Here is a 25,276-nt window from a genome sequence, read left to right on the forward strand (position 1 = left end):
GGCCCGGGTGGGCGCGGGGCGGCCGGTGGGGCGGACGGTCGGGGGGGTCGCTGGTGCCGGGGGCCGGGCCGGGGTTCCCGCGGCTCGGCGGTTGCCGGCCGCGGGAGGGACGCCCGGGGTCAGGGGCGGAAGGTGTCGTTCAGGGTGACCGTCCCGGAGGCCGGGACGGTGGCGGTGCGGTTCGCACCGGATTCCCAGGTCACGTTCCCGGCGGCGTCCTTGCGGACGTACTTGTACTCGAAGGACGTTCCGGCGGGGAGCGTCACGTCGAGCTTCCACACCGGGTAGGCCGCCGGATCCAGCTTGGGCGCGCCGGCCGGGTTCCAGTTGCCCAGGGCGGCCTGGTTCCCGGTCACGTGGATGTTCTCGCCGGGGGCGGTGGTGGCGTTGACCGCGAAGGACGCGCCGGTGGCGGCGGGCGGCGGCGTCGTGGACCCGGCACCGCACGTGCGTGCCCCGGCGTGCAGCGCCACGGCCGTACCGGCGCCCAGCGTCGCCGTGAACCGGCCGGAGCCGTCGACCGTGACGGGCCGGTTGTTCTGGACGTCGCAGTAGTCACCGGCGGGCAGCGACGTCTGGAACGTGCGGGTGAGCGCGGACGTCTCGTGGTTGAGGGCGACGTACGCCTTGGTGCCGCGCCCGAAGGCGATCTGGTCGCCGCCGTTGTCCCACCAGTTCGTGACACCCTGACCGCGGGCCACGTTCCGGAGGGCGACCATGGAGGCGATCTCGCGCCAGGCGTGCTGGCACTTCCAGCCGTCGCTGTAGCAGGCGCTCACGTTCCCGCCGCTGGGCGGCCCGGCGTCCTTGTCGGTCCACTCGTAGCCGGAGTGGACGTCCGGGGAGCCGTACGGCCAGGCCAGCATGAAGACGTTGGCCAGCGTGTAGGCGGAGCCGTTCTTGTAGTTCAGGGTGTCGCCGCCGCGCTCGGTGTCGTGGTTGTCGACGAAGACGCCGGACTTGCCGGACTCCATGTAGCCCCACGCCTCGCCGAAGTTCTTGAGGTGGGCGAGGTTCTCACCGAGGAAGACGCGCTTGAGGTCGCGGGCGTAGCGGAACTCCTGGACGTCGCCGTTGCCGAGGTACTCGCCGGGCGAGACGGCCTCACCGGCTCCGTGTATCGCCTCCTGCTTCCAGTACACGCCAGGGTTGGTGAGCTTGGCCTTGATGGCGGCGAGGTCACCGGCCGGCATGTGCTTGGCGGCGTCGATGCGGAAGCCGTCGACACCGAGCGTCAGCAGGTCGTTCATATAGCCGGCGATCCTGGTGCGGACGTACTCCTCGCCGGTGTCCAGGTCGGCGAGGCCGACGAGTTCGCAGTTCTGGACGTTGGCGCGGTCCTGGTAGTTGGTGATCTGCGCGGTGCAGTCGTTCATGTCGGGCGAGGAGTACAGGCCGGGGTAGCCGTACTTGGTGTACGACGAGCCGCCGGTCCCGGTGCCGTTGCCCGCCGCCATGTGGTTGATGACGGTGTCGACGACGACCTTGACGCCCGCGCCGTGGCAGGTGTTCACCATGGACTGGAAGGCCGCCCGGTCGCCCAGGCGGCCGGCGATGCGGTAGCTGACGGGCTGGTACGAGGTCCACCACTGGGCGCCCTGGATGTGCTCCTGCGGCGGGGACACCTGGACGTATCCGTACCCGGCCGGGCCGAGGGTGCCGGTGCACGCCTTGGCCACCGAGGCGAAGGTCCACTCGAACATCACGGCGGTGACGTCCTTGTCGCCGGGCGCGGCGGCCCGGGCGGGCGTGGGGGGCGCCGTGACGGCCATCGCGGCTCCCGCCGCGAGGGCGAGTGCGGCGGCCACGATCTTTCTGGCCATGTTTCCTCCTGGGGAATGGGAGGTGCGGTTGCGACGGTGCAGCCTCGTGCGGCAACGCGCCATGCCCGCAAGGCCCTGTGAATCTTCTTGCTGCAAGAGAGCAGCAACAGTTTTCGGTCGTGACCGTACGAGTCCCCCGCGACGCGGTCAACCCCTTGGACACACGCGGTTCACACGGGCGAAATCCGTTGGACCCCACAACTGCAAGACCTTTCGCAAGCACTTGCAGTGGTGTTACGTTCAGCCACGACTCCGGTCCGGTCGGCCGGGGGTCCCGTAACCCCGGGCCCCACGCGCCCGGCCGGCCGGACCGGGCACGCCGTCCGGTTCCCGACCGGGACCGGACGGCGTCGCAAGCCGGGAGGCCCGGGGCCGATGAAGACCCCGCCGCGCCCGATCACGGGCAGGCCCCGGGCCCCCTCACCCGTTCGGCCCGCGCACCCCGGGGACGTTCACCTGCGCTGGGCGGTGGAGCCGCGCACCACCAGCTCCGGCTGGAAGACGAACTCCGTTCGCTGCACCGGGTTGCCGTCGATCTCCTCCAGCAACGCGTCCACCGCCGCCGTGGCCATGGCCTGCACCGGCTGGCGCACCGTCGTCAGCGGCGGGTCCGTGAACGCGATCAGCGGCGAGTCGTCGAAGCCGACCACCGACACGTCACGCGGCACGTCGAGCCCCCGCCCGCGCACCGCCCGGATGGCGCCCAGCGCCATCAGGTCGCTGGCGCACACGATCCCCGTGCAGCCCTGGTCCAGCAGCACCCCGGCCGCCGCGTGCCCGCCCTCGACCCCGAAGAGGGTCTGCTGGACGCGCCGTCGCGCCTCCTCGGGGCCGACCCCGAGCAGGGTGCGCAGCGCGGCCGTGAACCCCTCGGCCTTGCGCCGCGAGGGAACGTACCGGGTCGGCCCGATGGCCAGCCCGATCCGCTCGTGCCCCAGCTCGACGAGGTGCCGCACCGCCATGCGGGCGGCCGACCGGTCGTCGGGCGAGACGAAGTGGGCGTCGATGTGCTCGTTGTAGCCGTTGATCAGGACGAACGGCACGCCCCGGCTCGCCAGTCCGACGTACCGGGACGGGTCGGCGCTGGTGTCGGCGTGCAGCCCCGAGAGGAACACGATGCCGGTGACGCCGCGCTCCTCCAGCTGCTCGACCAGCTCGTCCTCGGTGGCGCCGCCCGGCATCTGGGTGCACAGCACGGGCGTATAGCCGTGCCCCGCCAGCACCTGCTCGATGACCTGGGCGAACGCCGGGAAGATGGGGTTGGTCAGCTCCGGGATGACCAGGCCCACCAGGCCGGCGCTGCGCCGTTTGAGCCGCACCGGCCGCTCGTAACCGAGCACGTCCAGGGCGGCCAGCACCCGGGTCCTGGTCGGCCCGGCGACGCCCGCCTTGCCGTTCAGGACCCGGCTGACCGTGGCCTCGCTGACGCCGGCCTGCGCGGCGATGTCCGCGAGCCGCGGGGCGCCCCCTCCTCCGTCGCCCCGCGGCTCGGTCCGTGCGTCGCCGCGGGGCGACAGGATCGTCACACCGCCCACCAGACGGTGGAGTCGGCGGGCAACTCGGCGGTGCCGTCCACGCTGGTGCGCACCTGCGCGCTGGCGAGCAGCATCCGGCCGGGCACCGCCATCCGCACGGCGCGGCCCGTGGTGTTGGCGTGGCACACGAAGGCGCCGCGCCGGAAGGCCAGCACGCCCTCGGGCGCGTCCAGCCACTCCACGCCGTCGCCCGCGCCCAGCCCGGGCTGCTCGCGGCGCACGGCCAACGCGCTGCGGTACAGCTCCAGCGTGGAGCCCGGGTCGCCGGTCTGGGCCTCGACGCTCAAGGGCCCCCAGGAGGCCGGCTGGGGCAGCCAGCTGCCGCCGCTGCCGAAGCCGTACGAGGAGCCCTCCACCGTCCACGGGATCGGCACCCGGCAGCCGTCGCGGAAGCCGTCCTGGCCGGTCGCCCGGAAGAACGACGGGTCCTGGCGCACCTCGTCGGGCAGGTCGGTGACGTCCGGCAGGCCGAGCTCCTCGCCCTGGTAGACGTACGCGGAGCCGGGCAGCGCCAGCATCAGCAGCGTGGCCGCCCGCGCCCGGCGCAGCCCGAGCTCGCGGTCGCCGGGGGTGCGCAGCTGGGTGCCGAGACCGGGCGGGTTGGCGAACCGGGTGGCGTGCCGGGTCACGTCGTGGTTGGACAGCACCCAGGTGGTGGGGGCGCCGACGGGGCGCATCGCCGCCAGCGACGCGTCGATGACCCGGCGCAGCTCGGCGGCGTCCCAGTGGGTGCCGAGGTACTGGAAGTTGAACGCCTGGTGCATCTCGTCGGGGCGCACGTAGTTCGCGGTGCGCTCCACGGTCGGGGTCCAGGCCTCGGCGACGAGGACGCGTTCCCCGTCGTACTCCTCCAGTACCCGGCGCCAGCTGCGGTAGATCTCGTGGACGCCGTCCTGGTCGAAGAACGGCATGACATCGTTTCCGAGCAGCTTGAGCTGGTCGTGGGCGCCGATGTCGGGCAGTCCGGCCGCCTTGACCAGACCGTGGGCGACGTCCACGCGGAAGCCGTCGACGCCCATGTCCAGCCAGAAGCGCAGGATGGAGCGGAACTCGTCGCGTACGGCGGGGTGTTCCCAGTTGAAGTCGGGCTGCTCGGGCGCGAACAGGTGCAGGTACCACTCGCCGTCCTCGACGCGGGTCCACGCCGGGCCGCCGAAGATGGACTCCCAGTCGTTCGGGGGCTCGGAGCCGTCGGCGCCGCGGCCGGGGCGGAAGTGGTAGCGCTCGCGCAGCGGTGAGCCGGGGCCCTCGCGCAGCGCGCGCTGGAACCACTCGTGCTGGTCGGAGGAGTGGTTGGGCACCAGGTCGACGATGATGCGCAGGCCCAGCTCGTGGGCCTCGCGGATCAGCGCGTCGGCGTCGAGCAGGTTGCCGAACATGGGGTCGATGGCGCGGTAGTCGGCGACGTCGTACCCGGCGTCGGCCTGCGGGGAGGCGTAGAAGGGGCTGAGCCAGACGGCGTCGACGCCGAGGTCCTTCAGGTACGGCAGCCGGCTGCGGATGCCTTCCAGGTCGCCCATGCCGTCGCCGTTGCCGTCGGCGAAGCTGCGCGGATAGACCTGGTAGATCACCGCGTCTCTCCACCAGCCCGTGTGCGTGCCGGTGGCGGGGGCGGCGGGGGCAGCGAGGTGCTGGGTCATGTCTTCCCTGGAGTGGAGGAGTGGAGCGGCCGCCTGTCCCCGACGCGAGCGTCGGGCCGGGCAGGCGCCGCGGACCGGGTGGCGGGAGCGGGCGTCGGGACGGCGTGCGGCCCGCCCCCGCGCGGGACGTGTCCGGGCGCGGGGTGGGCGTGACACGCGTCGTCCGCCGTGTTCCCTACGACTTGGTGGCACCGGCCGTCAGGCCGGAGACCAGGTGGCGCTGGACGAGGCCGAAGACGACCGCGGCGGGCGCGGCGATCAGTACGGCCGCGGCGGTCAGCGAACCCCAGTCGGCCGTGTACTGGTTCACGAAGGTCTGCAGACCGCCGGCGAGGGTGAGGTTCTCCTCGCCCGTCATGAACGCGGACGCGTAGGCGACCTCGCCCCAGCCGGTGATGAACGTGTAGAACGCGGTGACGGCCAGTCCGGGCTTGGCCAGCGGCATGATCAGCCGCCAGAAGGTGCCGAACGGGCTGAGGCCGTCGACCCGCCCCGCCTCGTCGATCTCGGCGGGGATCCCGTCGAAGTACCCCTTCATCATCCAGGCGCAGAACGGCACGGCGACGGTGAGGTACGTGATGACCAGGCCGACCGGCTGGTTGAGCATGCCCAGCGAGGCCAGCAGGTTGTACAGCGGCACGATCAGGACCGCGACCGGGAACATCTGGGTGATCAGCAGCAGCCACATCAGGGGCCGCAGGCCCGGGAAGCGGAAGCGGCTGACGGCGTAGCCGGTGGTGGCGGAGATGAAGACGCCGACGACGGTGGTGATGCCGACCACGACCAGCGAGTTGCCGAGCCAGGCCAGGAACTGGGTGTCGGAGACGACGTGGCCGTAGTTGCCGAGCGTGAAGTTCTTGATCACCGAGGTGTCGAAGGCGTCGGTCTTCGGCTTGAAGGACGTGATCACCAGCCACAGCGGGGGGAAGACCGCGACGAGGGTGGCGACGAGCAGCGTCAGGTGCAGCCCCGCGGAGGCGAGCGGGGAACGCTCGCCCCGGGCCCGTACCTTGCGCGTGGGTGCGGTCTGCGGGTGGGTGCTCACCACATGTCTCCCTGCTTGCGGAGCGCGCGGCGGTAGGCCACCGCGAAGAGCGACAGGAGCGCCAGGATCAGTACGCCCCAGGCGGCCGATCCCGCGAAGTCGCGGGGGCTGACGACGAACGAGAGCTTGTAGGCGTACGTCACCAGGATCTCGGTGGCGTCGCCCGGCCCGCCCCGGGTGAGCAGGAAGATCACCGGGAACATGTTGAAGGTCCAGATGGAGCTGAGCAGGATCACCGTGCCGGACACCGGGCGCAGCCCGGGCAGCGTGATGTGGCGGAACCGCTGCCAGGGGGTCGCGCCGTCCATCTCGGCGGCCTCGTACAGCTCGCCGGGGATGGACTGGAGGCCGCCCAGCATGGCGACGAGCATGAAGGGCACGCCGAGCCAGACGTTGACGGCGATGACGGAGACCTTGGCCCAGGTGGGGTCGTTCAGCCAGGAGATCGCGTCGATGCCGCCGCCGGTGAGGAGCTTGTTGAACAGGCCGCTGCGCTCGTTGAACAGCAGCCGCCAGGTGAAGACGGAGACGAAGGCCGGGACGGCCCACGGCAGGATGAGGGCCATGCGGTAGAAGGTGCGGCCCTTGATCCTGCGGTTGAGCATGGTGGCCAGCACCAGGCCGAGGGTGAAGGACAGGGCGACACAGCTGACGGTCCAGACCACGGTCCAGCCGAGCCGGTCCCAGAAGACGTTGTCGGTGAGGACGGCCTTGTAGTTCTCCAGGCCGACGAACTCGTACGTCGCCGGGATGTGGTTGATGCCGATGGTGCGCTCGACGTTGGCCTCGTTGGCGTCCGTCAGCGACAGGTAGACGCCGCGCACCAACGGGTAACCGATGATCACGCCGATCACGGCCACCACCGGAGCGACCATGCTCCAGGCGTACCAGTGGGTGCTCAGCGCCCGGCGCAGGCGGCCCGGCCCCGGGGAACCGGGGGTGTTGTCAGTGCGGTGGCCGCGGCCGCGGGCGCTCCTGGCGCCCGCGGCCTTCGCCACCGACTGGCTGGTCTCGACAGCCATTGGTCGGTCAGCCCTTCCCACTGCTTACTTGTAGTCCTTGAGCATCTTGCGGTAGGCGTCGCCCGTCTCCTGGGCGGCCTTCTCCGGAGTGGTCTTGCCGCCCAGGACGTTGGCCATCTGGAGGCGGATCGGCTCGAAGAGGGCGTTGCCCTGCGGGATCCAGGGGCGCTCGACGGCCTTGTCGACGGCCGGCTTGAAGAACTGGACCATCTCGTTGCCCGACACGCTCGGCTTGGTGTACACCGACAGGCGGGTGGGCAGCAGGCTGAGCTTCTCGGTGGTCGTCTGCTGGACCTTCGCGGAGCTCATGTACTTCGCGAACTCGTAGGACGCGTCGAGGTTCTTGGACCCGGCGTAGACGGACAGGTTCCAGCCGCCCTGCGGGGAGCCCTGTCCGGCGCTGCCGGCCGGGACGGGCGCGATGCCCAGGTTCTTCGGGTCCTTGAACTCGGCACCGGCGCGCGAGTCGGCGATGGCCCACGGGCCGTTGAGCATCATCGCGACCTTGCCGGACTTGAAGGCGTTCTGCATGTTGTTCCAGCCGTCGGAGGCGTCGGTGATCGCCGCCTTCGAGTCGACCAGGTCCTTGATGGTCTTGTACGCCCTGACGCCCGACGGGTCGTCGATGGTGATCTTCTTGCCCTTGGCGTCGACCATGTCGCCGCCCTCGCCGTACAGGAAGGACAGGAACCAGTACGGGTCGTCGCCGCGCAGGTAGAGGCCGGTCTTGCCGGGCCACTTCTTGCTGACCTTGGCCGACGCGTCCTTCAGGGCCTCCAGGGTCGTGGGGACCTCGGCACCGGCGTCCTTGAGCATCTTCTTGTTGTAGAAGAGGGCCATGGTGTCGATGACCTGCGGGACCGCGTAGGTCTTGTCGTCGAACTTGGTGCTCGCGGCGGCCTGCGGCAGCCAGTCGCCCTGGTTCTCGATGGCGCGGGTGCCGTCGAGCGGGGCGAGGTATCCGAGGCTGGCGAAGTCGGCGACCCAGGCGACCTCGGTGCGCATCACGTCGGGGGCGCCCGAGTTGCCGCCGGCCGCGTTCTTGAACTTGGCGTTGGCCTCGCCGAAGGGCACGTTGACGTACTTGACCTTGACCTTGGGGTGCAGCTTGGTGAAGCCCTCGGCCAGGGACTGGTACGTCGCCTTCTCGGCCTCGTTCGAGGTGTCCCAGAAGGTGACGGTGCCGGACAGCTCGCCAGAGCTGTTGGTCCCGCCCTGGTTGTCGCCGTCGCCTCCGCACGCCGCCGTAGTCAGACCGAGGGCCGCGACCAGCGCGGTGGCCGCTATGCCACGCCGCATGTGAACTCCTTCAACTGATCCCGGAAAGACGAAGGCGGATCACAAGACTGGATCGCGTGCCTCCTGCAGACCGCTCCCTCGCGGCGCGCCGGGTTGCCAGGAACGTAACAGGGATGAAAACGCGCCGAAAGACCTTGCGGCAAATTTCTGCAAGGCGGGCTGATCGTTACATCCATGTGTCCCTACAGTTGCCGACGGATCGCTTGACAGGCGGTGTGGGGCGGGCTTGCGCGGCCCCGGCGACCTCTGCAAGCCTTTTCGTAAGCCCTTGCAGGACCGTTTCAACGCCGCTGCCACCTCGTTAGATGTACGTAGCCCCCATCCCGGCCCACCGAGAGGGACACCGCACATGGCCCACGAGCTGACCTCGTCCGTCCAGGCGCCGGAGGATCTGCGCCGTGCAAGCTCTTCCGGCGACCGTCCGGGGTGGTGGCGCGACGCCGTCATCTACCAGGTGTACGTCCGGTCCTTCGCCGACAGCGACGGCGACGGCGTCGGCGACCTGCGGGGGGCCCGCGAGCGGCTCCCCCACCTGGCCCGGCTGGGCGCGGACGCGGTGTGGCTCACCCCCTTCTACGCCTCGCCCCAGGCCGACGGCGGCTACGACGTGGCCGACTACCGCGCCGTCGACCCGCTCTTCGGCACCCTCGCGGACGCGGACGACCTGGTGCGCACGGCCCACGGGCTGGGGCTGCGGGTGATCGTCGACATCGTGCCCAACCACACCTCCGACCAGCACCCCTGGTTCCGCGAGGCGCTCGCCGGCACGGGGCGCGAGCGCTACCACTTCCGCCCCGGCAAGGGGCCGGACGGGGCGCTGCCGCCCAACGACTGGGAGTCCGTCTTCGGCGGCCCGGCCTGGACCCGCGCGGCGGACGGCGACTGGTACCTGCACCTGTTCGCACCCGAGCAGCCGGACCTGAACTGGGACAACGAGGAGGTCAGGGCCGAGTTCGACTCCGTGCTCCGGTTCTGGCTGGACCTCGGGGTCGACGGGTTCCGCGTCGACGTCGCGCACGGCATGGTCAAGGCGCCCGGGATGCCCGACATCGGGCACGGGGAGCAGGCGCGGCTGATCGGCACCCAGCAGCTTCCCTTCTTCGACCAGGACGGCGTCCACGAGATCCACCGCGCCTGGCGGCGGCTCCTGGACACCTATGCGGGCGAGCGCATCGCCGTCGCCGAGGCGTGGGCGCCGTCGGCGGAGCGGCTGGCGCTGTACGTACGCCCCGACGAGCTGCACCAGGCGTTCAACTTCCAGTTCCTGAACTGCCCCTGGGACGCGGCGTCGCTGCGGCGGGTCATCGACGACTCGCTGCGGGCCACCGCGTCCGTGGGCGCGCCCACCACGTGGGTGCTGTCCAACCACGACGTGGTCCGCCACACCACCCGGTACGGCGAGGGCGCCACCGGGCTGCGCCGGGCGCGGGCGGCGGCGCTGCTGATGCTGGCGCTGCCCGGGTCGGCGTACGTCTACCAGGGCGAGGAGCTGGGGCTGCCCGAGGTCACGGAGCTGCCCGACGAGGCGCGCCGGGACCCGGCCTTCCTGCGGGGCGACGGCCAGGACGGACTGCGCGACGGGTGCCGGGTTCCGATCCCGTGGACGGCGGAGGGCCCCTCGTACGGCTTCGGCCCCGGGGGCAGCTGGCTCCCGCAGCCCCCGGCGTGGCGCGAGCTGTCGGTGGAGGCCCAGACCGGCGACCCGGACTCGACGCTGGAGCTGTACCGCAGCGCGCTGGAGCTGCGCCGCGACCACCCGGCGCTCGGCGCGGGCGACGCGGTGGAGTGGCTGCCCGCGCCGGACGGGGTGCTGGCCTTCCGCCGGCGCGCGGAGGGCGCGGGCACCGGCCCGTGGCAGGGTGACCTGGTGTGCACGGTCAACCTCACCGACCGGCCGGTGGCCCTGCGCGCCCCGGGCAGCCGGGTGCTGCTGGCGAGCACGCCGGTGCCCCCGGCGGGTGACGGGAGCACGGTGACCGTCCCGCCGCCCGCCGGCCCCGGCACGGGCATCGACACCGGCATCGACACCGGCCCGGACGCCGCCGTGCCCGGGGGTGCCGGAGCGGCCGGGGACGCCGCCCACGACGGCGCCGGCCGGCCCGGCGGGGGCGCCGCCGCCGGGGCCAAAGTCCCGCCGCCCGCACGGGAGTCGGCGGTCGCGGCGGACCCCGGCGACGGTGCGCCGACCGTCCTGCTCGCCCCCGAGTCCTGCGTCTGGTGGGCAAGCTGACGTGCGGCCGGTACAGTCGCATCCCATGACCGCGCGGCTAGCCGACATCGCAGCCCAGGCGGGGGTCAGCGAAGCCACAGTCAGCCGCGTGCTCAACGGCAAACCGGGTGTGGCGGCGGCCACCCGCCAGTCCGTGCTGGCCGCCCTCGACGTCCTGGGCTACGAACGCCCGGTCCGCCTGCGCCAGCGCAGCGCCGGACTGGTCGGGCTGATAACCCCCGAACTGGACAACCCCATCTTCCCGGCGCTCGCCCAGGTCATCGGCCAGGCGCTGACCCGCCAGGGGTACACCCCCGTCCTCGCCACCCAGACGCCCGGCGGCTCCACCGAGGACGAGCTCACCGAAATGCTCGTCGAGCGGGGCGTCGCCGGCATCATCTTCGTGTCCGGACTGCACGCCGACACCACCGCCGACATGACGCGCTACGACCAGCTGCGCGGCCAGGGCGTCCCGTACGTCCTGATCAACGGTTTCTCCCCCAAGGTGCAGGCGCCGTTCGTGTCCCCGGACGACCGGGCCGCGATGCAGCTCGCCGTCACCCACCTCGCCTCCCTCGGGCACACCCGGATCGGCCTGGCGGTCGGCCCGAAGCGGTTCGTGCCCGTGCTGCGCAAGATCGAGGGCTTCCGGCTCGGCATGCAGGCCCGGCTGGGACTGGACCCCGAGCAGTGCGAGGAACTCGTCCAGCACTCGCTGTACACGCTGGAGGGCGGCCAGGCCGCCGCGACGGCGCTGATCGAGCGGGGCTGCACCGCCGTCGTGTGCGCCAGCGACATGATGGCGCTGGGTGCCATCCGGGCCGCCCGCCGGAAGGGCCTGCACGTCCCGCGCGACGTCTCCGTCGTCGGCTTCGACGACTCCCCCCTCATAGCCTTCACCGACCCGCCGCTGACCACCATCCGCCAGCCCGTCCAGGCGATGGGGCAGGCGGCGGTGCGGGCCCTGCTGGAGGAGGTGGGCGGCACCCCCGCCCCGCACAGCGAGTTCGTCTTCATGCCCGAGCTGGTCGTCCGCGGTTCCACCGCCTCGGGACCTCAGGGTCAGCGGTCCTCCGAAAGGCGTAGCGATGGCGATGAGGACGGGACTGACGGATGATCGACCGAGTAGACCTATCTGGCAGACTCTTGGCCCATGGGTGACACGACTGTGAGGACACTGGAAGGCCGTGAGGCCCCGGCACCACCGGTGGAATCACCCATCGAACAGGGTCCGGCCCGCGTGGCGGACAGCCGGACCGTGTGGCAGCGGGTGCGCGCTCCGCGCCGCCCCCGCATCCGGTTCGAGATCCTGCTCATCGCGGTGAGCTACTGGACGTACTCGCTGATCCGCAACGCCGTGCCGGAGCAGAAGGCCGAGGCGCTGCGCAACGCCGACTGGATCTGGCGGGCGGAGCACTCCCTCGGCATCGCGGTCGAGAAGACCGTGAACCACGCCGTCGACTCGGTGACGTGGCTGATCGTGGGCATGAACTACTACTACGCCACGCTGCACTTCATCGTCACCATCGGTGTCCTGGTGTGGCTGTACCGGTGGCATCCGGGGCGGTACGCCGCCACCCGCCTGGTGCTGTTCTCCACCACCGGCATCGCCCTGCTCGGCTACTACCTGTACCCGCTGGCGCCGCCGCGCCTGATGACCTCCGAGAAGTTCATCGACACCGTGCTGGTGCACCAGACGTGGGGCTCCATGGCGTCCGGCGACCTGAAGAACATGTCCAACCAGTACGCCGCGATGCCGTCCATGCACATCGGGTGGTCGCTGTGGTGCGGCCTGACCATCTTCGCCCTGGCCAAGGCGCCCTGGGCGAGGATCCTCGGCCTGCTCTACCCGACCGCGACCCTCGTCGTCATCGTCGCCACCGCCAACCACTTCTGGCTGGACGCGGTGGGCGGCATGATCTGCCTGGCCTTCGGCTACACCCTGGCGTACGCCTGGTACGGCAGGCTGCCGCACCGGCTGGCCCGCCATGTGGCACCGCGAGCCGTCGAAGCCCCCGGCACGGAGACCGGCACCCCGGTCCCGGCGGCCACGCGACGCTGACCGCTGCCGTGCCGCCGGGCCCCGCCCGGCGGTCCGGGGGCCGCGCCCGGCGGGTACGGCCCGTCGGGTACGGCGCCGTCGGTACGGCGCCGCTTCCTCAGCCGCCGTAGAACAGCTCCTCCACCACCGCCCGCGCCCGCCGGGTCGTGCGCCGGTAGTCCTCGACCATCTCGCCGACGTGACCGGGGCCGTACCCCAGGTACCGTCCGACGGCCGCCAGCTCGCGGGCGTCGGACGGGAAGGTGTCGCCGGCCCGGCCCCGGACCAGCATCACGCCGTTGCGGACCCGGGTCGCCAGCACCCACGCCTCGTCCAGCGTCCGGGCGTCCTGCTCGGCGATCAGACCCGCGTCGCGGGCGGCGGTCAGGGCCTGGCGGGTGCGGGTGGTGCGCAGGCCCGGCACGTCGTGGCCGTGGCGCATCTGGAGGAGCTGGACGGTCCACTCGACGTCCGACAGGCCGCCGCGCCCCAGCTTGGTGTGCAGGGCCGGGTCGGCGCCGCGCGGGAGGCGCTCGGTCTCCATACGCGCCTTCAGGCGCCGGATCTCGCGCACGGCGGCCTCGTCCAGGCCCTTCTCGGGGTAGCGCAGCGGGTCGACCAGTTCGATGAACCGGCGGCCGAGGTCCGGGTCGCCGGCCATCGGCTCGGCGCGCAGCAGCGCCTGGCTCTCCCAGCCGAGCGACCAGCGGCGGTAGTAGGCCGCGTACGACTTGAGGGTGCGCGTCAACGGGCCGCTCTTGCCCTCGGGGCGCAGGTCCGCGTCGATGAGCAGCGGCGGGTCGGCGGTGGGCAGCTGGAGCAGCCGGCGCATCTCGGCGACCACCGCGTTGGCGGCCCGCGCGGCCTCCTGCTCGTCGACGTCCTCGCGCGGCTCGTGGACGAACAGCACGTCGGCGTCGGAACCGTACCCCTGCTCGTGGCCGCCGAAGCGGCCCATGCCGATGACGGCGAACCGGGTGGGCAGGGTGTCGCCCCACTGGTCGCGCACGGCGGCCCGCAGGGCGCCCGCGATGGTCGCCGCGTTCAGGTCCGTGACCGCCTGGCCGACCCGGTCCACCAGGGCGCCGGGGTCGGCCTCGGCGGGGCTGTCCTCGGTGCCGTACGAGCCGATGATGTCGGCGGCGGCGGTGCGGAACAGCTCCCGGCGCCGTACGCCACGGGCCACGGCGACCGCCAGTTCGGCGTCCGCCGCGCGGCCGACCGCCGCGAGGATCTCCGGCTCCAGGTGGTCGCGGCCACGTGGCCGCAGGCCCTCCGGGGCGCCGAGGATGGCGACCGCCTCCGGGGCGCGCAGCAGCAGGTCCGGGGCGAGGCGCCCGGCGGACAGCACCCTGGCCAGGTTCTCCGCAGCCGCGCCCTCGTCCCGCAGCAGCCGCAGGTACCAGGGCGTCTTCCCCAGCGCGTCCGACACCTTGCGGAAGCCCAGCAGGCCCGCGTCCGGGTCCGCCGAGTCGGCGAACCAGCCGAGCAGCACCGGCAGCAGCGTCCGCTGGATCGCCGCCTTCCGGGTGACGCCCGACGACAGGGCCTCCAGATGCCGCAGGGCGGCGGCCGGGTCGGCGTACCCCAGCGCCTCCAGCCGCTGCCCGGCGGCCTTGGCGCTCAGCCGGGTCTCCCCCGGCGTGAGCTGCGCGACGGCGTCCAGCAGCGGCCGGTAGAACAGCTTCTCGTGCAGCCGCCGCACCACCGCCGCGTGCCGCCGCCACTCCCGGTTCAGGGCGGCGACCGGGTCGGTGCGCAGCCCCATGGACCGGCCCAGCCGCCGCAGGTCCTCCTCGGCCTCCGGGACGAGGTGCGTGCGCCGCAGCCGGAACAGCTGGATGCGGTGCTCCATCGCCCGCAGGAAGCGGTACGCCTCGTCGAGCTGCGCGGCGTCGGCCCGCCCCACGTAGCCGCCCGCCGCCAGCGCCTTGAGGGCGTCGAGAGTGGTGCCGCTGTGCAGGGTCGCGTCGCTGCGCCCGTGCACCAACTGGAGCAGCTGTACCGCGAACTCCACGTCTCTGAGCCCGCCGGGCCCGAGCTTCAGCTCCCGGTCGACGTGCGCGACGGGGATGTTGTCCACCACGCGCCGGCGCATCTTCTGTACGTCGGCGACGAAGTTCTCCCGCTCGGCGGCCTGCCACACCAGCGGTGAGACGGCCTCGACGTAGGCGGCGCCCAGCCGCTCGTCGCCGGCCACCGGGCGGGCCTTGAGGAGTGCCTGGAACTCCCACGTCTTGGCCCAGCGCTGGTAGTAGGCGAGGTGGCTCGACAGGCTGCGCACCAGGGGGCCGTTCCTGCCCTCGGGCCGCAGGTTGGCGTCGACCGGCCAGATGGTGCCCTCCACCGTCTGCTCGGAGCAGATGCGCATCAGGTGCGAGGCCAGCCGGGTCGCGGCCTGGAGCGCCTTGCCCTCGTCGGCGCCGTCGACGGGCTCGCCCACGAAGATGACGTCCACGTCCGACACGTAGTTCAGCTCGTTGCCGCCGCACTTGCCCATCGCGATCACCGCGAGCCGGCACTGCGCCGCGTCCTCCGGGGCGGCCGCGCTCGCCAGGGCGATGGCCTTGCGGAGGGTGGCCGTGGCGAGGTCGGCCAGCTCGGCGGCGGTCTCCGCGACATCGGTGGTGCCGCACACGTCACGGGCCGCTATGGCGAGCAGGCAGCGGCGGTAGGCCACGCGGAGCGACACGGGATCGGTCGCCCCGGCCAGGCCCCGCTCGAAGTCCGCGACACCCGGGTGCAGGTCGGTCGACTCGTAGGTGACGAGCGCCTCCCAGTCGCGCGGGTGCCGGGCCAGGTGGTCGGCCAGCGCCTCGGAGGCGCCGAGCACGCCGAGCAGCCGGTCGCGCAGCGGCTTGGCGCTCAGGACGGTGCCGAGCAGCTGCCGGCCGTCGTCGTCCTGCGCCTCGGCCAGCCGGACGAGCCCGCGCAGCGCGGTGTCCGGGTCGGCGGTGGCGCCGAGCGCGTCGAGGAGGACCGGGTCGCCGCGCACGGCGGACAGCACGGGCAGGTCGAGGAGTCGCTCGGCGGCGGAGGGGTCGGTGAAGCCGTGCCGCAGCAGTCGGGTGAAGGTGCTGCTCCTGCGTCCCGGCCCGGTCATGGATCCCCTTCCTGAGGCTCGGTTCACCTCCGGGGCGCCGGTCGCGTCCGTCGACGGTCGATCGTGCTCGGCCGCTCGTACCTCCCGGCCTCCGCGCGTTCTCCCTCTCGACGCACCGCGCGCCCCTTCGGCTCACTCGCCTTCGCGTCCTCCCGAGCCTATCGGCCCGTACCCCGATCGCACCGTCAGGCCCCGGGGGCACCGGCCGCGGGCGGGCGGCGGGGCGTGAGGCAGCGCACACCGGGGCCGGCGAACCGGAGGGCGGCGAGGTCCCTCTTCCTTGCCGGTCCGCCCCCCTCCCGTGTGACGAAAGCGCCGCCCATGCCTCGCCCCGCCCTGTTCTCCTTCCGCCGCGGCCTGCTCCTGGCCGCGCCGATCGCCGTGCTCGTCGGCATCACGGGCGGGACGCTGGCGGTCACCACCGGGTCGTCGGACGCCTCCGACGTACCGAGCCGGGGCATACCCGAGGCGCACGCGGTCAAGCCGGTCCGCACGGACGGGGAGGCGGTCGTGCAGATCATGGCCCACCCGGACGACGACCTGTTCTTCATGAACCCGGACACCGCCCAGTCCATCGCCTCGGGCCACAGCCTCACCTCCGTCTACCTCACCGCCGGCGAGTCCGACGGCCGCAACGCCCGCCGCCAGGACCCCAAGCCGCGCGCCGACAAGGCGGCGTACGCGGAGGCCCGGCAGAACGGCATCCGCGCCGCGTACGCGGAGATGGCCACCGGCAACCGCACCAGCCCCTGGGACCGCACCTCGATCGCCACGGCCGGCGGCGGCCGGGCCGAGCTGGACACACTGCGGGCCCACCCCAGGATCAGCCTGGTCTGGCTCCAGCTGCGCGAGGCGGGCAGCATCACCGGCGACCGGCCGCACAGCCTGCACGGCCTGTGGGACGGCCGGGTGGAGCGCCTGGAGTCGCAGCTCGCCGCGGGCTCCCCGGTCCGCGACGGCTTCGCGTACACCAAGGACGGGACCGTCGAGACGCTCACCGGTGTCCTGGAGCGCTTCAGGCCCACCTTCGTCCGGATGATGGACCCGACGCCGGGCCTGAACGACAGGACCGGCAAGCTCTCCGACCACCAGGACCACATGTACGGCGCGCGGTTCGCGCAGGCGGCGCTCGCCCGGTACGCGGAACGGCCCGGACACCCGGCCTTCGCCGTGCAGAACTACCTCGGCTACTCGACCGGCGGCCTGCCGCACGTGCTGGACCCGCGCGCCACCGGGGCGAAGCTGCGGACGCTGAAGACGTACGCGTGGTGGGACCACACCGACTACTGCGAGGACCCGGCCGGCTGCGGCGACCGCAAGGTGGCCGCCCGCCCCGCCGGGCACGGCTGGGCGCAGTCGGTGCGCTACGCCCGGGGCGGTTCGGCGTCCTGGGTGCAGCAAGGCGCGGGGAAGGGCGAGCTGTACGCGTTCGCCGTGCTGGACGGCCGGCTGGCGGTGTGGCACAAGGAGGGCGCCGCCGCGTGGACGGGGCCGGTCCTGCGGCCGGGTGCCGGCCTGGACGCGGGGGTGACCTCGGTGCGGCTGCCGGACGGCCGGATCGCGGTGTTCGGCACGCGCACCGAACTGGACGGGGAGTACCGCCGCGAGGTGGTGACGTCGGCGCAGTCGGCGCCGGGCGGGGAGTTCGGCGCGTGGCGTTCGCTGGGGACGCCGGAGCGGGACGACGAGGACGCGACGTCCGACATCGGCCTGCCGGCGGTGCTGGTGGACCGGGCGGGCCTGATGACGGTGTACGTGCGCGACGGCGGCCACGCCATGAGCGTGAGCGCCCAGCGGGCGGACGGCGGCTTCGGACCGTGGCGGCCGGCCGGCGGGCGGGACCTGCGGGGCGACCCGGTGGCGGTGACGGACGCGGCGGGCCGGGGGTACGTGTTCGCGGCCACGCCGAGGACGGTACTGGCCTGGACGCGGCCCGCCGCGGGCGGGCCGGTGGCCGGGCCGGTGGCGACCGGTCTGCCGGCGACCACGGTGGCGCTGAGCGCCGTTCCGGACGGTGCCGACGGGGTCCGGCTGTGGTGGCGCCGGCCGGCCTCGGGCGACGTCCGCTCGGCCCGCTTCGCCGGGAGCGGCCACGCCTCGCCGGTGCCGGCCGCCGCGCCGGGCGGGGTGGCGGGCCACGGCGCGGTGGCCGCGTCGGGCGGCCGGCTGGCCGTGCGCGCGGGCTCCGGCGCGGTGGCGGCTTCGGCCGGCGGGCCGTGGGTGACCGGGCGGGGGCTGTTCGCCGGCGCCCCGGCGGCCGGGCCGGCGGGCTTCGCCACGCTGGGCCTGGACGGCCGGCTGAACTGGTCGCCCTGGGAGCGGTGAGCCCCCGTCGCGCGGGGAGTCCGGGTTTGATGGCCTTACCCAACCGACGCGTCGATGGAGGAGAACCCATGAACTGGACGCTCGAAGTCGTCCTCGTCCCGGTCGCCGACCTGGACCGGGCGAAGGACTTCTACGCCACCGCGTGCGGCTTCACGGTCGACCTGGACACCGAGGTCGCCCCGGGGATCCGCATCATCCAGCTGACCCCGCCCGGCTCCCGCTGTTCGATCGCCCTGCAGAGCGGTATGCCCCCGGCGCCGGGCGAGGAGGTCATGGCGCCCGGTTCCCTGCACGGCCTCCAGCTGTGCGTGACCGACATCGACGCGGCCCGTGAGCGGCTGACGGCCGGGGGCGTGGAGGTGAGCCCGGTCCGGCACGTGGGCCCGGCCGGCTGGACGGACGGCAAGGGCGAGACGTGGAACTCGTTCCTGTTCTTCAAGGACCCGGACGGCAACGGCTGGACGGTCCAGGAGGCCCCCTCCGAGCTGTCGGAGCGCTAGGGGGTGTCTTGCCGATCAGGCCGGACGCCGCGAGCCCGGCAAGATCGGCAAGACACCCCCAGGTCGTGTCCGGGCCGAGCGCGGCTCAGTAGTAGCCCTTCCGCCCGTCGAGCAGTTCGCGCATCGCGTCCAGGTGCCCGGCGTGCCGCGCGGTCTCCTCGATCATGTGGATCAGCATCCACCGCAGGCTCGCCCGGGCGGACCGGAAGTCCGGATGGCGCCCGGTCTCGTCCAGGGCGTGTGCCGCGATGATCCCGTCGGAGATCGCGCACTGCCGCTCGTACTCCTCCAGGAGCTGTACGAGCGGCACGCCCGGGACCTTCATGTCACGGTCGTCGTCGTCCTCGTCGAACTGCGGCCCGACGGCGGGACCGCCGAGGAAGAGCACCTCGAACCAGGTGTTCTCCACCCACCGCAGGTGGGACACGACACCCGCCACCGTCATGTCGGGTGACCGGGGCAGGACGGCCCGGTGCGCGTCCTCCTCGGTCAGCCCCTCGCACTTCCACCGGACGATGGAGCGTTGCAGGCCGAGCCATCCGACGAGCTGGGTGCGCTCGTCCGCCTCGAAGGGGGGCCTGTCACGGGGGATGCCACGGGAACCGGTCATGCGCGCGGAGGCTAGCGCGGCGGCCCCTGCGGGCGCACCCGCTTTTCCCGGCGCGAGGCGTGGGCCACGAGGAACAGGAGCAGTCCGCAGCCGGCGACCAGGAACCAGCCGGGGCGGGACGCCCGGGCCAGCTCCTCGGGGGCGGTGCCCGCGACCAGCCCGCCGGCGAGGGCGATGCCGAGCGCGGCGCCGAACTGGCGCGCGGTGGAGGTGATCGCCCCGGCCACGCCGGCGCGGGCGGGGGGCAGCCCGCTCACGGCGGTGCTGGTGATCGGGGCGTTGGCGAAGCCGAATCCGGTGCCGATCAGCGCGTAGGCGAGCAGGAGGAGGGGAACGCCGGTGCGCTGGTCGAGCCCGACCAGGCAGAGCCCGCCGGCCGTGAGGAAGCCGCCGGCCAGGACGAGCGGCAGGCGCGGTCCGCCGCGGCCGGTCAGCCGGCCGGACAGGGGCGCGCACACGGTCGCCCCGAGGGCCATGGGCAGGGTGGCCAGCCCGGCCGCGAGCGGCGTCCAGCCCCGGGCGTGCTGGAGGTAGAAGGTGGTGAGCAGCAGCGTCACGTTCAGCGCGACGAAGACCGCCACCGCGCCCAGGACCGCGCCGGTGAAGGCGGGGCTGCGGTAGAGCCGCGGGTCCATCAGCGGCTCCGCGCGGCGGGACTCGACCCGTACGAAGGCGACCGCCGCCGCGACGGCGACCGCGTAGGCGCCCAGCGCCGGGAGTGACGTCCAGCCGATGCGGGGGCCTTCGATGAGGACGCCGACCGACACCCCGATGACCACGGTGAGCAGGGCCTGCCCCGGCAGATCGAGGCGCTGGGCCCGTGGGGCGCGGGACTCCGGTACGAACAGGGCGGTGAGCACCAGGGCGGCGAGGACGACCGGTGCGTTGATCCAGAACAGCGACCGCCAGCCGAGGGCGGCGACGAGGGCGCCGCCGGTCACCGGTCCGGCGGCCATGCTGAGGCCGAAGACCGACGCCCAGACGCCGATCGCCCGTGCCCGCTCCTTCGCGTCGGGCATGGCGTTCACCACGATGGCGAGCGCCACCGGGCTGAGCATCGAGGCGCCGACGCCCTGAAGGGCGCGGGCCGCGACGAGCGCGCCCGCCGTCGGGGCGAGCGCGCACAGCAGCGAGGCCGCGCCGAAGACGGCCAGCCCGGTCCGGAACACCCGCCGGCGGCCGAACCGGTCGGCCAGCGCGCCGGAGGAGATCAGCAGCCCGGCCAGGACCAGGGTGTACGCGTCCACGGTCCAGGCGAGCCCGAGGGCCCCGATGCCCAGGCCGCGCCCGATCTCCGGCAGGCCCACGTTGACGATGGTGGTGTCCAGGCCCACCAGGAACATGCTCAGGCAGCAGACGGCGAGCACCGTCCAGCGCCTCCGCGCGCTCAGTGCGGGCTGGAGCAGGGGGGTATCGGTCGTCGTCGCGGTCACGGTCCGCCTCTCATGGTCGTCGAGCGTCCGGCTCGGCCATGCTCCGGCCGCGCGAGGACCGGCACCCAGGAACTTTGCGGGAACTGCAAAAATGGGGCCATGGACCCGGAGACGGACACGGACGTGCGGCGGACGATCGACGCCATCGGACCCCGGCTGCGCGCGCTGCGCCGCGACCGCGGGCTGACCCTGGAGGCGCTCGCGGCGGCCACCGGGATCTCCGTGAGCACCCTGTCCCGGCTGGAGTCGGGCAAACGGCGACCCACGCTGGAGTTGCTGATCCCGCTCGCCCGCGCACACCGCGTGGCCCTCGACCAGCTGGTCGCCGCCCCGGCCACCGGCGACCCCCGCGTGCACCTCAGGCCGCTGCACAAGGGCCACGGCAACGTCCTGGTGCCCCTGACGCAGTACCCGGGTCGGGTGCAGGTCTTCAAACAGGTGCTGTTCCCCCGCGAGCGCAAGCTGGTGACGCACAACGGCTACGAGTGGCTGTACGTCCTCGCCGGCGAGCTGCGGCTCGTCCTCGGGGAGCGGGAGTACGTCCTGCGCCCCGGCGAGGTGGCCGAGTTCGACACCGCACAGCCGCACTGGTTCGGTCCGGCGGACACCGACGCGGTGGAGATCCTGCACCTGTTCGGGCCCCGGGGCGACCAGGCCGTCGTCCGCGCGAAGCCGTCCGCCCCGGATTCCGCCTGACGCGCGCCCCGGAGCCCGCCGTGCTGCACTGGACGGAGGACGGACGCAGGACACAGCGGAGGTGCCGCATGACCGGCCGCGTCGGCAGGACCCGGAACATCTTCCTCGTGTGGCTGGTCTGGCCGCTGATCACCCTGGGGATCTACCACCTGGTCTGGTACTACAAGGTGAACCGCGAGGCGCGCGACTTCGACCGGCGCATCGACGTCAGCCCGGGCATGGCGGTGGTGGCCATCGCCCTGGGCTGGATCCTGATCGTGCCGCCGTTCGTCTCGGTGTACAACACGGGTGAGCGCATCGCGCGGATGCAGCGGGCGGCCGGGATGCAGCCGACCTGCAACCCGTGGATCGGCCTCGTCCTCGTGTTCGTCCTCAGTCTGCACCCGCTGTACTACCAGCAGGAGTTGAACCGCGTCTGGGCCCTGTACGGCCACCGCGCGGAGGGTGACGACGTCCCGCTGGCCGTCTGACCGCTTCCCAGGAGCGCGGTCCTGGTCAATCCGGTGGCCACCGGCCGGGCCGGCCTGCCAGTATCTGCCGGATGCCTCTTCTCGCCGACGCTCTCGGCCACCTCTCGTACACCGTCACCGGCGACGGACCGCCCCTGGTCCTGGTGCACGCCGGCGTCGCCGACCACCGGATGTGGGACGCGGTGGTGCCCGCGCTCGCGCAACGGCACACGGTCGTCCGGTACGACCTGCGCGGCTTCGGCGAGTCCGCCCTGCCGGCGGGCCCGTTCCGCGAGACCGACGACCTGTGCCGCCTGCTGGACCACCTCGGCCACGAGCGCGTCCGGCTGGTCGGCGCCTCCTGGGGCGGCCGGGTGGCCGTGGACCTCACGCTCACCCACCCGGAGCGGGTGCACTCCCTGGTGGTGCTGTCCCCGCCGTGGCCGAGGTACCCCTGGTCCGCCGAGATGATCGCGTACGACGCGGCCGAGACCGCGGCGCTGGCCGCGGGCGACCTCGACGAGGCCGTGCGCGTGAACCTGGACATGTGGCTGCGCGGACCGGCGCGCGGCTGGGAGGACGTCGACGCGTCCCTGGCCGACCAGCTGCGCGGCCCGCTGCGGACGTCGCTGGAGAACCAGGGCGTCGTGGGCGGGCACTCCCAGGGCCCCGCGACCGGCGACCTCGCCTCGATCGCCGTCCCCGTACTGGTGGGGACCGGCCGGCTCGACATCGCCGACTTCCAGGACATCGCCCGCCGGTACGCCGCCGGGATCCCCGGTGCCGCCCTGGTCGAGTTCGGCTCGTCGGCCCACCTCATTCCGCTGGACGCGCCCACCGAACTGCTGGCGGTCCTCGCCCCGTTCCTCGCCCGCTGACACGGCCCCGGGCGGCTGAGACGGCTCCGGGCCGGCGGTCGGTGACCGTCGGCCCGGAGTGGTGTGCGGCGGCGGGACCGGCGCTGACCTGCGCTTACAGCACCGGCAGGTTCTTCCGCAGCTCGAAGGCGGTGACCTCGGAGCGGTACTCCTCCCACTCCTGCTTCTTGTTGCGGAGGAAGAAGTCGAAGACGTGCTCGCCGAGGGTCTCGGCGACCAGTTCGCTGCGCTCCATCAGGGAGATCGCCTCGCCCAGGTTCTGGGGGAGCGGCTCGATGCCCATGGCGCGGCGTTCCGCGTCGGACAGGGCCCACACGTCGTCGTCCGCGCCGGCGGGGAGTTCGTAGCCCTCCTCGATGCCCTTCAGACCGGCCGCCAGCAGGACCGCGTACGTCAGGTACGGGTTGGCGCCCGAGTCGATGGAACGGACCTCCACGCGGGCCGAGCCGGTCTTGCCCGGCTTGTACATGGGGACGCGGATCAGGGCGGAGCGGTTGTTGTGGCCCCAGCAGATGTACGACGGGGCCTCGCCGCCCGAGCCGGCGGTGCGGGTGGAGCCGCCCCAGATGCGCTTGTAGGAGTTGACCCACTGGTTGGTGACGGCCGAGATCTCCGCCGCGTGGCGCAGCAGGCCCGCGATGAAGGAACGCCCCACCTTCGACAGCTGGTACTCGGCACCCGACTCGTAGAAGGCGTTGCGGTCGCCCTCGAAGAGGGAGAGGTGGGTGTGCATGCCGGAGCCGGGGTACTCCGAGAACGGCTTCGGCATGAAGGTGGCCTGCACGCCCTGTTCCAGCGCGACCTGCTTCATGACCAGGCGGAACGTCATGATGTTGTCGGCGGTCGACAGGGCGTCGGCGTAGCGGAGGTCGATCTCCTGCTGGCCGGGGGCGCCCTCGTGGTGGCTGAACTCGACCGAGATGCCCATCGACTCGAGCATGGTGATCGCCTGGCGGCGGAAGTCCATGCCGACGTTCTGCGGGGTGTGGTCGAAGTAGCCGGAGTTGTCCGCCGGGGTGGGGCGGGAGCCGTCCAGCGGCTTGTCCTTCAGCAGGAAGAACTCGATCTCGGGGTGGGTGTAGAAGGTGAACCCGAGGTCGGAGGTCTTGGCGAGGATCCGCTTGAGGACGTAGCGGGGGTCCGCGAAGGACGGCGAGCCGTCGGGCATGAGGATGTCGCAGAACATCCGGGCGGTCCCCGGCGCCTCCGCGCGCCACGGCAGGATCTGGAAGGTGCCCGGGTCGGGCTTGGCGATCATGTCCGACTCGTACACCCGGGCGAAGCCCTCGATCGCCGAGCCGTCGAAGCCGATGCCCTCGTCGAAGGCCTGCTCGAGCTCGGCGGGGGCCACGGCGACGGACTTCAGGAAGCCGAGCACGTCCGTGAACCACAGGCGCACGAACCGGATGTCGCGCTCCTCGAGCGTACGGAGTACGAATTCCTGCTGCTTGTCCATTTCCACACCCATCCTCGCTGATCAGGCCAGCATGCCACCACACGGTTTCGTGCACGTTGCGAACCCATAGTGCCTGGAGCTCTGTGGCGCAGGTAACGGAGGCCTCGCAGACTGGTGCCATGGACCGTGGCACACAGCAGCTGCCCGGCGCCGGCGAACCACCGGTCTGGCTGCGCCTGCTGCCGTGGCTGACGATGGCGCTGTTGGTCGTCGTGCAGCTGACCACGCCCCGCAGCGTGCAGCTCGGCTTCGCGTTCGCCGTGGTGCCGCCGCTGACGACGCTCCTGTACGGCATGTTCGGCACCGCCATGGTGGCGGGCACCATGTTCGTGCTGCTCCTGATGCCCTCGATCCGGGCCGACGACGTCACCTACGGCGACCTGCTGGCGTTCGGGCTGATCGGGGCGGTCAGCGTCGTGCTGGCGGGGGTGCGGGTACGGCGGGACGCGCAGCTCGTGTCGGTGCGCACGGTCGCGGAGGCGGCCCAGCTGGCCGTGCTGCCGCCGATGCCGGAGCGGGTGGGGCCGGTGCGGTGCGGGGCGCTGTACCGGGCGGCGGAGCGCGGCACGCTGGTGGGCGGCGATCTGTACGACGTACAGGACGGGCCGTTCGGGGTGCGGGCGATCGTCGCCGATGTGAAGGGGCACGGCCTGGCGGCGGTCGGGACGGTGTCGGCGCTGCTGGGGACGTTCCGGGAGGCGGTGCTCGACGAGCCGGAGCTGGCCGGGGTGGCGGCGCGGCTGGACCGGCGCCTGGTGGTGGATTCCGCGGGGCGCGGGGAGACGGAGGTGTTCGCGACGGCGGTGCTGGTGGAGTTCCCGCCGGGCGGCGCGGTGGTGCGGGTGCTCAGCTGCGGCCACCCGGCGCCGCTGGTGGTGGACGGCGACGGGGCGCGGGAGGTGCGGCTGGTGCCGGGTGCTCCGCTGGGGCTGGGGCTGATGGAGTTCCGGGCGCCGGAGGCGGTGACGGTGCCGTTGCGGCCGGCGGACCTGCTGCTCGCGCACACGGACGGGGTGACCGAGGCACGGGACGCGGCGGGCACCTTCTACCCGCTGGTGGACCGGTTGCGGGCGGGGACGCGGCCCGTCTCGCCGGTGGAGCTGGTGCGGGCGGTGTGGCGCGACATGTCGTCGTACGCGGGCGAGGTCGCCGACGACGTGGCGCTGCTGGCGCTCAGTACGTCCGACGACCGTGGCTGACCGGGCGGTCCGC

General features: G+C 72.9%; 19 protein-coding genes. 9 read left to right on the forward strand and 10 right to left on the reverse strand.

The features are described from left to right. Window positions 1-119: 119 nt before the first annotated feature. The 6 genes from AC07DW_RS16485 to AC07DW_RS16510 all read right to left on the reverse strand — a co-directional run bounded on the left by AC07DW_RS16485 (window position 120) and on the right by AC07DW_RS16510 (window position 8,364). Entirely contained in the window at window positions 120-1,823 is a 1,704-nt protein-coding gene (locus AC07DW_RS16485; protein WP_478858349.1) for a carbohydrate-binding module family 20 domain-containing protein, read from the reverse strand. Window positions 1,824-2,275: 452 nt separating this feature from the next. Further along, window positions 2,276-3,358, reverse strand: coding sequence for a LacI family DNA-binding transcriptional regulator (locus tag AC07DW_RS16490; protein ID WP_478858350.1), 1,083 nt, complete (start codon window positions 3,356-3,358; stop codon window positions 2,276-2,278). After that, window positions 3,346-4,998, reverse strand: coding sequence for a glycoside hydrolase family 13 protein (locus AC07DW_RS16495; protein WP_478858351.1), 1,653 nt, complete (start codon window positions 4,996-4,998; stop codon window positions 3,346-3,348). The genes AC07DW_RS16490 and AC07DW_RS16495 overlap by 13 nt, the downstream gene beginning before the upstream one ends. Before the next feature lie 175 nt (window positions 4,999-5,173). Then, a complete protein-coding gene (locus tag AC07DW_RS16500; RefSeq protein WP_478858352.1) occupies window positions 5,174-6,043 on the reverse strand; it encodes a sugar ABC transporter permease in 870 nt (289 codons plus the stop codon). Then, the gene (locus AC07DW_RS16505) at window positions 6,040-7,065 is read right to left on the reverse strand and encodes a carbohydrate ABC transporter permease (RefSeq protein ID WP_478858353.1); all 1,026 of its coding nucleotides are present in this window, start codon (window positions 7,063-7,065) and stop codon (window positions 6,040-6,042) included. Before AC07DW_RS16505 ends, AC07DW_RS16500 begins: the two co-directional genes overlap by 4 nt. A gap of 24 nt (window positions 7,066-7,089) precedes the next feature. After that, window positions 7,090-8,364, reverse strand: coding sequence for an extracellular solute-binding protein (locus AC07DW_RS16510; protein ID WP_478858354.1), 1,275 nt, complete (start codon window positions 8,362-8,364; stop codon window positions 7,090-7,092). A gap of 349 nt (window positions 8,365-8,713) precedes the next feature. Between AC07DW_RS16510 and AC07DW_RS16515 the strand changes: the two genes are divergently transcribed. The 3 genes from AC07DW_RS16515 to AC07DW_RS16525 are packed head-to-tail and all read left to right on the forward strand — an operon-like array spanning window position 8,714 to window position 12,635. Then, window positions 8,714-10,594 (forward strand): glycoside hydrolase family 13 protein, encoded by a 1,881-nt coding sequence (locus tag AC07DW_RS16515; protein ID WP_478858355.1) that lies wholly within the window; start codon window positions 8,714-8,716, stop codon window positions 10,592-10,594. Between the two features lie 25 nt (window positions 10,595-10,619). Beyond that, window positions 10,620-11,690 carry a LacI family DNA-binding transcriptional regulator gene (locus AC07DW_RS16520; RefSeq protein WP_478858356.1) on the forward strand — a complete coding sequence of 357 codons (1,071 nt, stop codon included), beginning with the start codon at window positions 10,620-10,622 and terminating at the stop codon, window positions 11,688-11,690. Window positions 11,691-11,726: 36 nt separating this feature from the next. After that, window positions 11,727-12,635, forward strand: a complete 909-nt coding sequence (locus AC07DW_RS16525; protein WP_478858357.1) for a phosphatase PAP2 family protein — start codon at window positions 11,727-11,729, stop codon at window positions 12,633-12,635. A 97-nt stretch (window positions 12,636-12,732) separates the two neighbouring features. Here AC07DW_RS16525 and AC07DW_RS16530 read toward each other — a convergent pair whose 3' ends face one another. Then, a complete protein-coding gene (locus AC07DW_RS16530; RefSeq protein ID WP_478858358.1) occupies window positions 12,733-15,717 on the reverse strand; it encodes a bifunctional [glutamine synthetase] adenylyltransferase/[glutamine synthetase]-adenylyl-L-tyrosine phosphorylase in 2,985 nt (994 codons plus the stop codon). 321 nt (window positions 15,718-16,038) lie between these two features. Here AC07DW_RS16530 and AC07DW_RS16535 point away from each other — a divergent pair, with 321 nt between their 5' ends. Both AC07DW_RS16535 and AC07DW_RS16540 read left to right on the forward strand, forming a co-directional pair. Next, window positions 16,039-18,042 carry a PIG-L family deacetylase gene (locus tag AC07DW_RS16535; RefSeq protein WP_478858359.1) on the forward strand — a complete coding sequence of 668 codons (2,004 nt, stop codon included), beginning with the start codon at window positions 16,039-16,041 and terminating at the stop codon, window positions 18,040-18,042. Window positions 18,043-18,110: 68 nt separating this feature from the next. Further along, a complete protein-coding gene (locus tag AC07DW_RS16540) occupies window positions 18,111-18,542 on the forward strand; it encodes a VOC family protein (protein ID WP_478858360.1) in 432 nt (143 codons plus the stop codon). 85 nt (window positions 18,543-18,627) lie between these two features. Here the strand turns inward: AC07DW_RS16540 and AC07DW_RS16545 are convergent, their stop codons facing one another. Both AC07DW_RS16545 and AC07DW_RS16550 read right to left on the reverse strand, forming a co-directional pair. Next, window positions 18,628-19,152, reverse strand: coding sequence for a DinB family protein (locus AC07DW_RS16545; RefSeq protein ID WP_478858361.1), 525 nt, complete (start codon window positions 19,150-19,152; stop codon window positions 18,628-18,630). An 11-nt stretch (window positions 19,153-19,163) separates the two neighbouring features. Then, complete coding sequence (locus tag AC07DW_RS16550; RefSeq protein ID WP_478858362.1) at window positions 19,164-20,585, reverse strand: MFS transporter; 1,422 nt, start codon at window positions 20,583-20,585, stop codon at window positions 19,164-19,166. A gap of 99 nt (window positions 20,586-20,684) precedes the next feature. Here AC07DW_RS16550 and AC07DW_RS16555 point away from each other — a divergent pair, with 99 nt between their 5' ends. The 3 genes from AC07DW_RS16555 to AC07DW_RS16565 all read left to right on the forward strand — a co-directional run bounded on the left by AC07DW_RS16555 (window position 20,685) and on the right by AC07DW_RS16565 (window position 22,608). Beyond that, window positions 20,685-21,281, forward strand: coding sequence for a helix-turn-helix domain-containing protein (locus AC07DW_RS16555; RefSeq protein ID WP_478858363.1), 597 nt, complete (start codon window positions 20,685-20,687; stop codon window positions 21,279-21,281). Between the two features lie 68 nt (window positions 21,282-21,349). Then, window positions 21,350-21,751 carry a DUF4234 domain-containing protein gene (locus tag AC07DW_RS16560; protein WP_478858364.1) on the forward strand — a complete coding sequence of 134 codons (402 nt, stop codon included), beginning with the start codon at window positions 21,350-21,352 and terminating at the stop codon, window positions 21,749-21,751. Window positions 21,752-21,822: 71 nt separating this feature from the next. Then, window positions 21,823-22,608: an alpha/beta fold hydrolase gene (locus AC07DW_RS16565; protein ID WP_478858365.1), complete on the forward strand. Its 786-nt coding sequence runs from the start codon at window positions 21,823-21,825 to the stop codon at window positions 22,606-22,608. A gap of 94 nt (window positions 22,609-22,702) precedes the next feature. On the opposite strand, the gene AC07DW_RS16570 is transcribed toward AC07DW_RS16565, so the two are convergent. Further along, the gene (locus AC07DW_RS16570; RefSeq protein WP_064070183.1) at window positions 22,703-24,064 is read right to left on the reverse strand and encodes a glutamine synthetase family protein; all 1,362 of its coding nucleotides are present in this window, start codon (window positions 24,062-24,064) and stop codon (window positions 22,703-22,705) included. 119 nt (window positions 24,065-24,183) lie between these two features. Between AC07DW_RS16570 and AC07DW_RS16575 the strand changes: the two genes are divergently transcribed. After that, entirely contained in the window at window positions 24,184-25,263 is a 1,080-nt protein-coding gene (locus tag AC07DW_RS16575; RefSeq protein WP_478858366.1) for a PP2C family protein-serine/threonine phosphatase, read from the forward strand. Window positions 25,264-25,276 lie beyond the last annotated feature (13 nt).

It is taken from the genome of Streptomyces sp. NPDC045701, assembly GCF_056432045.1.